The organism is Nocardia sp. NPDC003345 (assembly GCF_053589395.1).
On sequence record NZ_JBSFRU010000218.1, the window covers coordinates 1 to 11,252 of the forward strand.

At 70.3% G+C, this 11,252-nt stretch carries 7 protein-coding genes; 5 read left to right on the forward strand and 2 right to left on the reverse strand.

Going from position 1 to position 11,252, the window contains the following annotated elements:
- On the reverse strand, positions 1 to 3,175 hold a 3,175-nt coding region (locus ACWDU1_RS21795; RefSeq protein WP_450001013.1), incomplete at its 3' end, for a glutamate synthase central domain-containing protein.
- Positions 3,176 to 4,184: 1,009 nt separating this feature from the next.
- Between ACWDU1_RS21795 and ACWDU1_RS21800 the strand changes: the two genes are divergently transcribed.
- The 5 genes from ACWDU1_RS21800 to ACWDU1_RS21820 are packed head-to-tail and all read left to right on the forward strand — an operon-like array spanning position 4,185 to position 10,131.
- A complete protein-coding gene (locus ACWDU1_RS21800; protein ID WP_450001015.1) occupies positions 4,185 to 5,831 on the forward strand; it encodes a DUF4407 domain-containing protein in 1,647 nt (548 codons plus the stop codon).
- A gap of 55 nt (positions 5,832 to 5,886) precedes the next feature.
- Positions 5,887 to 6,795: a hypothetical protein gene (locus ACWDU1_RS21805; RefSeq protein ID WP_450001017.1), complete on the forward strand. Its 909-nt coding sequence runs from the start codon at positions 5,887 to 5,889 to the stop codon at positions 6,793 to 6,795.
- Positions 6,792 to 7,832, forward strand: a complete 1,041-nt coding sequence (locus ACWDU1_RS21810; RefSeq protein WP_450001018.1) for a DUF4129 domain-containing protein — start codon at positions 6,792 to 6,794, stop codon at positions 7,830 to 7,832. The genes ACWDU1_RS21805 and ACWDU1_RS21810 overlap by 4 nt, the downstream gene beginning before the upstream one ends.
- Entirely contained in the window at positions 7,829 to 8,833 is a 1,005-nt protein-coding gene (locus ACWDU1_RS21815) for an AAA family ATPase (protein WP_450001019.1), read from the forward strand. The genes ACWDU1_RS21810 and ACWDU1_RS21815 overlap by 4 nt, the downstream gene beginning before the upstream one ends.
- Positions 8,834 to 8,835: 2 nt before the next feature.
- Complete coding sequence (locus tag ACWDU1_RS21820; RefSeq protein ID WP_450001021.1) at positions 8,836 to 10,131, forward strand: DUF58 domain-containing protein; 1,296 nt, start codon at positions 8,836 to 8,838, stop codon at positions 10,129 to 10,131.
- A gap of 2 nt (positions 10,132 to 10,133) precedes the next feature.
- On the opposite strand, the gene ACWDU1_RS21825 is transcribed toward ACWDU1_RS21820, so the two are convergent.
- On the reverse strand, positions 10,134 to 10,934 hold the full coding sequence (locus ACWDU1_RS21825) for an RDD family protein (protein ID WP_450001023.1): 801 nt from the start codon (positions 10,932 to 10,934) through the stop codon (positions 10,134 to 10,136).
- Positions 10,935 to 11,252: the final 318 nt, after the last annotated feature.

Consider the following 11,252-nt stretch of genomic DNA (forward strand, 5'->3'; position numbering starts at 1 on the left):
GTGACCCCTGGGTCACCCGGATGCGGAACCTGCCGGCGATCGTGGTGTCGACGACATTGTCCGAACCGCTCGACTGGCCGGACGCGACATTGGTGTGCGGCGGCGGCGAGATCAGGCCCACGCCCGGCGTCGAATGCCGCACCTCGGCGACCCACGGGTACACCTTGTGCGCGGGCAACTGGCCGCCCTCGCCCGGCTTGGCGCCCTGGGCCATCTTGATCTGGATATCGGTGCAGTTGGTCAGGTAGTGCGCGGTGACGCCGAAGCGGCCGGAGGCCACCTGCTTGATCGCGCTACGCCGCCAGTCGCCGTTGTCCTCCGGCTCGAAGCGGGCCGGCGATTCGCCGCCCTCACCGGAGTTGGAGCGGCCACCCAGGCGGTTCATGGCGATGGCGAGGGTCTCGTGCGCCTCCGCCGAGATCGAGCCGTAGCTCATCGCACCGGTGGAGAAGCGTTTGACTATCTCGCTCGCGGGCTCGACTTCCTCGATCGGGATCGGGGAGCGCGCGCCCTTCTTGAACTTGATCAGGCCGCGCAACGAGGCCAGCCGCTCGGACTGGTCGTCGACGAGCTTGGTGTACTCCTTGAAGATCGAGTACTGCCCGCTGCGGGTGGCATGCTGCAGTTTGAAGACCGTGTCCGGGTTGAACAGGTGGTATTCGCCCTCGCGGCGCCACTGGTACTCGCCGCCCACCTCGAGTTCGCGGTGCGCGCGCTCGTTGCGGTTCTCCAGGAAGGCCACGGCGTGCCGCTTCGCGACATCGTCGGCGATCTCGTCGAGACCGATACCGCCCAGATGCGACCGCAGCCCGGTGAAGTATTCGTCCACGAGTTCCTGCGACAGGCCGATCACCTGGAACAGCTGCGCGCCGTTGTAGGAGGCGACGGTGGAGATGCCCATCTTGGACATCACCTTGAGCACGCCCTTGCTGGCGGCCTTGTTGTAGTTGGCGACGGCCTTGCGGTAGGCGGCCGCCGTATCGCCCTCGGTGCCGGGCACCGACAGCGCGTCGCGATCGAGCATGTCCTCGATCGACTCGAACGCCATGTACGGGTTGATCGCGGCGGCGCCGAAACCGACGAGGGTCGCCATATGGTGCACCTCGCGTGCGTCACCGGCCTCGACCACCAAACCGACCATGGTGCGGGTGCGTTCCCGGACCAGGTGGTGGTGCACCGAAGCGGTGAGCAGCAGCGACGGGATCGGCGCGAGCTTCTCGTTGGATTCGCGGTCGGACAGCACGATGATCCGCGCACCGCCGTCGATGGCGGCCGAGACCTGCGTGTTGATCGCGTTCAGCGCCTGACGCAGCCCTTCGCCGCCGGCCTTGACGTCGTAGAGGCCGCGGACGACCACCGAGCGCAGACCGGGCTGGCTGCCGTCGTCGTTGATATGGACCAGCTTCGCCAGCTCGTCGTTGTCGATGATCGGCTGCTGGATGACGATCTGCTTGCACGATTCCGGCGTGGGGTGCAGCAGATCGGACTCCGGGCCGATCTGCCGGCGCAGGCTGGTGACGACCTCTTCGCGGATCGCGTCCAGCGGCGGGTTGGTGACCTGGGCGAACTGCTGGGAGAAGTAATCGAACAGCAGCCGCGGCCGCGCGGAGAGCACGGCGATCGGGGTATCGGTACCCATCGAGCCCAGCGCCTCGGCACCGGTCTTGGCCATCGGCGAGATCAGCAGGTTCAGTTCCTCGAGGGTGTACCCGAAGATCTGCTGCCGGATGAGCACCCGGTCGTGCGACATATGCACATGCGGGCGGTCGGGCAGGTCGGACAGATGCTTGATCCCGGCATCGAGCCATTCGCGGTACGGGTGCTCGGCGGCGAGCTGGGATTTGATCTCCTCGTCGCCGACGATCCGGCCCTGCGCGGTATCCACCAGGAACATCCGGCCCGGCTGCAGCCGGATCTTGCGGACGACCTTCGACTGGTCGATATCCAGCACACCGACCTCGGAGGCCATGACGACCAGACCGTCGTCGGTGACCCAGATCCGGCTCGGGCGCAGACCGTTGCGGTCCAGCACGGCGCCGATCACGGTGCCGTCGGTGAAGCACACCGACGCCGGGCCGTCCCACGGCTCCATCAGCATCGAGTGGTACTCGTAGAACGCGCGGCGCTGCGGGTCCATGTTCTCGTTGCGTTCCCACGCCTCGGGAATCATCATGAGCACCGCGTGCGGCAGGCTGCGCCCGCCCAGGTGCAGCAGTTCCAGCACCTCGTCGAAACGGGCGGTATCGCTGGCACCGGGGGTGCAGACCGGGAAGATCTTCTCCAGGCGGTTCTTGCCGGCGGAATCCTTGCCGAAGACATCCGAACGCAGCAGCGCCTCGCGGGCCCGCATCCAGTTCTCGTTACCGGCGACCGTGTTGATCTCGCCGTTGTGCGCGACCCGGCGGAACGGATGGGCCAGCGGCCAGGACGGGAAGGTGTTGGTGGAGAACCGGGAGTGCACGATGCCGAGGGCGCTCTCCACCCGGTCGTCCTGCAGATCCAGGTAGAAGGCACGCAGCTGCGGCGTGGTGAACATGCCCTTGTAGACGAAGGTCTGGCCGGACAGGCTCGAGAAGTAGACCGACTCCCGGCCGACCGCGCCCTCACCGGCGCCGGCCCGGCCGAGTTCGTGCTCGACCCGTTTACGGACCACATACGCGCGGCGTTCCAGGTCCATCCCGGAGAGCTGCTCGTCGGCGCCGGCCGGGGAACCGATGAAAACCTGCCGGAACAGCGGCATGGCGTCGCGCGAGAGCGCGCCGAGCGACGATTCGTCGATGGGTACCTCGCGCCAGCCCAGTACCGTCAGGCCCTCTTCCTTGACGATCTTCTCGACGCCGTAACAAGCCCGGGCGGCCTCGCGCCGCGCCTGGGGGAGGAAGGCGATACCGGTGGCGTAGGACCCCTCGGCGGGCAGCTCGAAGTCGACCACTGCGCGGAAGAAGCGGTCGGGGACCTGGATCAGGATGCCCGCGCCGTCGCCGGAGTTCGGCTCGGCGCCCGCGGCGCCGCGGTGCTCCAGATTCAACAGGGCCGTGATGGCCTTGTCGACGATGTCACGGCTGCGGCGGCCGTGCATATCACCGACGAACGCGACGCCGCAGGCGTCGTGTTCGTTCGCCGGGTCGTAGAGCCCGATGGGTCCGGGGGACCTGTGGCCAGGTAGTTGCGTCATGCCTCTGCCTTCGAAAAAAGTCGACCTCGACGTGGTGCGGCCTCGAGAGGACGCCCGTAGTCGAACGCCGGTACTGTCGAACGCCCCTTGCTAGGACTGCGTCCGTACGTTCGCCGACACCAGCCGCGCTGATGGTGTTCGGCGTGCAGTCACGTCTGAAGTTGTCGCACCCGCGCCGGTGCGCTGGTGCCCGCCGGTAACGAAACGCTTACGCGTTCGGAACTGAGAGGCGGGGTTTTGCCCGCTAGGCTGGCCGGTATCGGTGGGGTGCCCGTACGTTTTCTCGGCCGGACTCGGTGTGTGCGGCGTAAGAGCAAACGATAAGCCAGGCCCGGGGCCCAACCAACCAAGGTTGCCCTAATAATCGGTCTAGCTGGGCTTCTTCATTCGTTCCTCCACATATGCGCGTTTTCTAGTGTAAAGCAGCATTCGGAGGTGAATCGATCCCGGAGCAGCCCTCCGAACAGCGGCGATCCACCGATCCGGCCGGATTCGCCGAACCGTCCCGGATCCACCGAACATGCGCTCACCTGCATCGGAGTTGAATTCCCGCGGATGCCGACGGGCAAACCCATGCACCCATGGCTAACTGCGACCGGGCCCGATGAGATGTTCGTGACAGCGGCGTGACAAGCGCCGAACATGATCCGACCGTCCGGACTGTTTTGCCTTTCCGGAACTCCAGCACACAATGGGCAAACACCTATTTCAGTGGTTTAGAACACATTGTCCGCATCTATTTACGAATCGGTCCCGTTGTGGCAGCACGGGATTCGACCTCGGCGGCGCATCCGCCCATGCCAGGACGGCCGGGCGCGACGCGACACTTCCGCGCGGCCCTGTGAAGATGCCCACACAGGTGTGCGAGGGCTCGATCGACCGGCGTGCCGCCTGTCACGCTGAGACAACGAATCGATGATGCGATACCTCCGCCTTCGCTGCGGCCTCCGCGGACCGCACGAACCTGCTCCAAAGGAGTGCCGATGAGAGCTGCGAGGATATGGGTCCCATGAGCGTCACCGGCGTGTTCATCTGGCTCGGCGGCGGGCAGCCCGCCGAGGCCGCCGACGGATACGAACGGACCGGTTACACCCTCACGGGTGTGGCCGTAGCCCTTTTCGCCCTGGTCACCGGTGGTATCACCGCGACCGCGCTGGCCTCGGGCGACTGGCCGGCCCCGGCCGTCGTCCTCACCGCACTGGTCGCGGGCGTACTCGCGGGCCTGGTCGGCCGTGCGCTGGCCGGTGCCGAACCGACGGCCCGGCCCGACCGTAAGGCCGGTGCGCCGAATACCCCGGCCGTACTGCTGCGGGTCGGCGTGGCGCTGGCCGCGGGACTACTGGTGGCCGAACTCGCGACCACCGTACTGTTCGCGGGCTCGGTCGACCGGGTCCTGGACGAGCGAGCCGCGGCCGACGCCACCGCGGCCCCCGCCGTGCGGACCGCCCAGGACGACCTCGACAACGCGATCGCCGAACGCACGGCCCTGGATGGCACCATCGCCCGGGCCGGCACCGATATCGACACCGCGCTGACCATCGCACGGTGTGAATTCAATCCGACCCCCGAATGCCCCCAGACCAAGATCACCGGTGTCCCCGGGCGCGGTCCGGAGGCCGGAACCGCCAACGACATGCTCGATGACGCCCGGGCCGCGCTCACCGCCGCGCAGAATCGAGTGGCGCCCCTCGACCAGCGGGTCACCGATGCCCGGGCGGCCCTGCGCGAAGCCCGCGCGACGGCGGCCGGCCGGGACGACCGCGGCTTCGGCGCCCGCTGGTCGGCAGCGCACGACCACACCACCGCGCATACGGGCGCGTTCGTGATCCGGGCACTCACCTGGTTGTTCTTCGCGCTGCTGGCTCTGCTGCCCCTGATCCTGCGCTGGTGGCGCGGGGAGACCACCCAGGAACGCCGCCGCGCGGCCGAGGCGGTGCGCGATCGCGCCGATCGCGCCGCCGACGCCGCCGTCGCCGAGCAGGAGGCCCGGGTCCGGGCCGAGACCGCGGCGGTGCGGGCCGAACAGCGGCTCACCTCGGCCCGGCTGGCCGCCGAGGCGGACACCACGATCGACCGGGAGCGGCAGCGCACCCGGGTGATCGCGGCGCTGGGCGGGCTGGAGATCGGGGTCACCGAACGGGAGGGGGTCACCGGCGCCGCGGAACCCGGGCCCCGCGCCCTGCCCGCCGGGGGCCGCGAACTCGAACGGGTGGACCACGCCGACGTGCCGGCCACGACGGCCGCGCACAAACGCCCGGCAGGCCTGGAGTTGCCCTTCATCGGAGCCCTCCCGTTCAGCGATACCGCCGCCCGCATGATCCGGCCGCTGGTCCCGTCCTTCGTCGGTACCGCCATCGACAACGCGCTCGATACCGCGGGCCGGCCGCTGCGCACCGCGCGCCAAGTGCTGACCGAGGCCGAGGAGATCACCTTCACCCTGCGCCGGACGCGGAAGATCAGTGTCGAGGGCCCCGGCGGCGACCGGGAGCCCGACCGGTCCGCGTCACCTCCGGCGCCCCGCCATGACGACGACGTGATCGACGCCGATTTCACGCTGGAGTCCGACGCCATCGTCTCCGCCACCACCCGGCTGGAACCCGGCCGCAACCCACTGCCGCAGGCGCACCCCCGCGAACTCCCGCCCGCGGACCGGTAGGCACCGCCGGTTCGTCCGGCAGCCACGTACCGGCGCACCCGTTAGACTCGGCCGCGTGCAGCCTGCCGCTGATCCGGCCGGTGCCGTCGGGGCGGGAGTGGATCCGGAGAGCCGAGCCCAGGATGCGACGGTCCCGATCCGCCCACTGAGTTTCCGGGAATTACTCGACCTGCCGTTCGCGCTGCTACAGGCCGATATCCGGACACCGGCCGCGGGCGCCGCCCTCCTGCTGGTGGCCGGTGAACTGGTGGTCGCCGGGTTCATCGGCCTGATCTCCCATCTCACCGGCGGATCGGATGAGGCGACCGCGCTGGCGGCGCTGTTCGCCACCCTGGGCTGCGCCTGGCCGCTGCGGCTCGCGCTACGGGGTGTCACGATCAATATCGGTCTGGCGCGCGTGGTCGGCACCCCGATCGGTTTCCGGGAGTCCGTGCGCCGCACCGCCGCCCGCCTGGGGCCGCTGCTGCTGACCCAAACGGTGTTCAGCGTCATCGGAATCGCCGTTCTCGCCCCCAGCGCCCTGTTCTTCCTCTTCGGCTTCGTGAGCGGTCTGCTCTGGTTCCTGCTGACCTATCCGTTGCTGATGCTCTGGCTGTCCTGGCTACGCGCGACCCATCTGGCGGTCGAACCGGTGCTGTTCGCCGAACGGGCGACCGCCGGGGCGGCGCTGAAACGCTCGGCGATGCTGTCTCGTCCGCTACGCGGCCGCCGGGCCGGCGCGTGGATCTGCCAGCGCCTGCTGTTCGCCGCACTCATCGCCCCGCTACTGGGGCTGTTGCTCTTCGTCGGCGATATCTCCGGTACCCACCGCTGGCCCTTCCTCATCCTGGTCACCGGTGGCGCGCTGCTGTTCGTGGCGTTCGCGGAAGTGGTGGAGGCGGCGTCCCGGGTCGTCGGCTATCTCGACCTGCGCTGCCGCCGGGAGGGTTTCGATATCCGCGTTCCCGCCGGAGGCCCCCGGTGACCACTCCACAACCGCCCGTCCCGGACCGCCCCGCGCTCGACGCGGCCGCCGTCCATCACGCGGCGGCCGAACGGGCCGCCGCCCACGGCGATTTCGATACCGCGCTGCGAGAACGGTTCCGGGCGGTACTGCGCGGACTCGAACAGCGCGCGGTACTCGATGTCCGCCGCTCCCGGACGGCGCGCGAAACCGCGCACGAGACCGCGGCGCTGCTGCCACCGGATGTCTCGGCCGAGATACCGCCCGCCGCCGACGCCTTCGACGAGGTCGTCTACGGCGGCCGGCGGGCCGGCGAGGACGAGTACCTGCGGCTGACCCGAGCCGACCGGTTCTCGGCGACCGCGCCGCCGCCCGCCGCGGAACCGGTCGAGGTCGAATCCGGCGCCCGCCGCTCCCGAGCACGGACGGGTTCGTGGTCGTGGCCACCGGTACTCCGCGATCCCCGGTTCTGGGGCGCCGTCGCCGCATTCACCCTGCTGGCCCTTGTCCTGTACGCCGTGCTGCAGGGCTGCTCCGGTCCCAGTGCGCCCCGGGCTCCGGACGCGCCACCGCTGGATCCGCCGCCGGTGGATCCGCCCGACAGCGACTACGACCCCGACCTCCCCCGGCCGACCGGTGACGATTCCCTCTTCGCGCGGACTCCGGCCTGGCTGGCCTTCGGTGGCCTGCAGTTCCTGATCGCCGGCGTACTGCTCGTCTGGTGGCGGGCCCGGCGCCGCGGCGCGGTGGTCGGCGAGCCACGGCCGGTGGAAGTGTCAGCGGGTGAACTACTGGTCGGGCAGGCGGGGCTCTACCGCCGCTCCGGGGACCACGCGCATATCGCGGATGTCCTGCGCGCCGCCACTATCCGGCGATCGCGCCACGCCCTCGGCGTGGCGGCCGGAATCACCCCCGAGGCATTGGTGTCCGCGGTCGCGGCGCGGATCGGCGCCGATCCGGGCACCGTCGGCTCGGCGCTCTACGGCCCGGTACCGGATGGGGCCACCCTGGAAATAGTTGCCGCGCAACTCGAATGGATCGAAGCGGAGGTCGGATGACCAGCATTGACACCGGAAAGGCAGGCCCCGGCGCGACGTCCGGGCCCACCGCGGCCGAGGCCGCCGCGGCCTTCGCCGCGTTACGCGCCGAGATCGGTAAGGCGGTGGTGGGCAATGACAGCGCGGTGATGTACCTCGTGCTCGCGCTGCTGTGCCGCGGCCACGTGCTGTTGGAGGGTGTACCCGGTGTGGCCAAGACCCTGCTGGTCCGCGCCCTCGCCACGGCCCTGGACCTGGAGCACAGCCGGGTGCAGTTCACACCCGACCTGATGCCCGCCGATGTCACCGGATCGCAGATCTACGATCCGCACTCGGCCGAGTTCACCTTCCGCGACGGCCCCGTCTTCACCAATCTGCTGCTCGCCGACGAGATCAACCGCACCCCGCCGAAAACCCAGTCCGCGCTGCTGGAGTCGATGGAGGAACGCCAGGTCTCGGTGGACGGCCGGGCCCGGCCGCTCCCCGATCCGTTCGTGGTGGTCGCCACCCAGAACCCCATCGAACAGGAGGGCACCTACCCGCTGCCGGAGGCGCAGCTGGACCGGTTCCTGTTCAAGGTCGATATCCACCTGCCCGACCGTGACGACGAATTCCGTGTTCTGCAGCGGCACGCGTCCGGTTTCGATCCCCGTGATCTCACCGGTGCCGGTTTGCGGCCGGTGGCCGGTCCGGCCCATATCGCCGCGGCCCGCGCCGCGATCGCCGAAATCACCGTGCGGCCGGAAGTACTCGCCTACATCGTCGACCTGTGCCGGGCCACCCGCGCCGCGGCCGCGGTCCAGCACGGGGCGTCCACCCGGGGTGCCACCGCACTGATGGCCGCGGCCCGCGCGCTGGCCTGGCTCAACGGACGCGGTTTCGTCACGCCCGACGATGTGAAGACGGTGGCCGTGGCCGTGCTGCGGCACCGGCTGCAGTTGCGCCCGGAGGCCGAACTCGACGGGGTCACCGGCGAGCAGGTCATGGCGTCGCTGCTGCTGTCGATCCCGGTCCCGGTGTAGCCGTGGTCGTCACCGGGCGCCTGGTCCTGGTCGCGGTCGTGGTCGCGGTGGCGGTCACGGTGGCGGTTCCGTCCTGGTTCGGGGTATCGGCGGCCACGATTCTGGTCGTCGCGCTGGCAGCCGCCGACCGGCTGCTCACCCCGGCCGGTTCGGAGGTGACGCTGCACCGCGCGGAGTCGACGGTTCTGCGCCTGGGCGGTCACACCGATGTCGAACTCGCGGTCACCAATACCGGCTCCCGCCCGCTCCGGGGATTCGTCTGGGACGACTGGCCCGCCGGGGCCGGGGCCACCGGCCGCGAACACCGCATCGCGCTGGCCCCCGGCAACCTGGTCCGGTTGCGCACCACGGTGACGCCCACCCGCCGGGGAGACCGCGCCGCCGGTCCGGTCACCGTGCGCCTGTTCGGGCCGATGGGGCTGGCGGGTCACCAGTTCCGCCGGGCGGTCCCGGCGCGGGTCCGGGCGTTGCCGCCGTTCCGGAGCGAGCGCCTGCTCTCCTCCAAGGTGAAGCGGCTGCAGCATCTGGAGGGCCGTAACCGCGCCGATCAGCGTGGCGCGGGCACCGAATTCGACTCCTTCCGCGAATACGTCCCCGGCGACGACGTCCGCGCGATCGACTGGCGGGCCACCGCCCGAGCCGCCGACGTGCTGGTGCGCACCTGGCGACCCGAGCGGAACCGGCATGTGCTGATGCTGCTGGACACCGGGCGGATCGCCGCGGCGCGGATCGGCGACGGCACGCGGCTGGACAGCGCGATCGAGGCCGCGCTACTACTGGGCAGTCTGGCCGCGGCCGGCGGTGACACCGTCGGCCTGCTCGCCTACGACCGCCGGGTCCGGGCCGAAGTACGGCAGGGTACCGGGAAGGGCCTGCCGCCCAAGCTGATGCACGCGCTGGCCGGGGTCACGCCGGCGCTGGTGGACACCGATACCGAGGGTCTGGTGCGCGCGGTGGTCCAACGGGTCCGGCGGCGCAGCCTGATCGTCTGGTTCACCGGTCTCGACGGCGCCGCCGTGACCGAGAACCTGCTACCCGTACTGCCGGTACTCGCCCGGCGCCACCGGGTGCTCATCGTCTCGGTCACCGATCCGGATATCGCCGCCGCGGCGGCCGACCGCGGCGACCTCCGCGCGCTCTACCGGGCGGCTGCCGCCGAATCCCGGATCGCCGAGCACGCGGTCCTGCAGGAAACACTGCGGCGCGGTGGTATCGCGGTAGTGGCGGCGGCCGCCGCGGATCTACCCGAGGCCTTGGCCGACGAATACCTGGAACTCAAACAGTCCGGCGCGTTGTGAGGTCACTGCCCCGGCAGGGGCGGTAGCGGTAGCAGCGGCCCGAAGCCCGGCGCCACCCGGGCGGGCAGGGCGCGACGCTGGCGTTCGGCGATCACGCTGCCCAGGATCTGGACCGGCGGGTAGCCCGCGGGCGCGGTGGTGCGCAACCGGTCGCAGACCGCGGTGACAAGCGCCTGCCCCAGCTCGTGCGCGGCGGCGGGAGTGAGCGAATTGATCCGGGTCAGGTACCGGCGGATCGCCAGCGCCAGATCCTCCGGCAGCGCGGCGGTATCGAGTTCGGCGGACCAACCGGTGAGCCAGGCCGGCGGTACCGCCAGGGCGGGCACCGACAGCGGCTGCCGGATATGTACGACCACCGTCCCGGCCAGCACATCGCCGATCCGCCGCGCGTCCGCGGAGCACAGCGAACTCACGACCGCGATCACACCGAACAGGCCGAGCATCCAGAAATCCACGATGGCGCCGGTGAGGCCGCGGGTCAGCGCGTGGCGGAAATCCACGGGCCCGCCGTCGGCGCGCACGACCCGCAGTCCGAAAGCGAGTTTTCCGGGCGTGGCACCGCGCAGCAGCGTCTCCCAGACGACCGGATAACCGACCACGACGGCCACCAGCGCGACCAGTGACAGCGTGGTGAACCAGGGATCGCTGTCGTCGCCGCGCACGACCAGCATCACGATGGTCAGTAACACCATCCCGAGCGCCAACTGCAGGATCAGATCGAGCGCGAACGCCGCGGCGCGGGTCGGGATACGGGCGACCGGCAGCTCCAGCGCCACCGCTTCCCCCGTCGTGAATTCAGCCATATCGCATAGCATTCTTCCACGACGGCCCGCTGCGCACGGCGGCGTCGGGAACCGTAGGACGCGGAGCACCGGCGGAATCCGCCCGCCGGGCCGGCCGGGCACTACAGCGCCGGGCGGCCGCGCAGTGGGAGGGAAACCTGATGGATGTGGACGCCTACAGCGCCCGGAACCGGGGGGCCTGGACGAGGCTGGACGCCCTGACGCGGCAGCGCAAACTCACCGGCGCCGAAGCCGACGAGCTGGTGCTGCTGTACCGGCGCACCTCGCAGCAGCTGGCCAGGCTGCAGACCCACAGCCCCGAACCCGAATTGGTCGCGG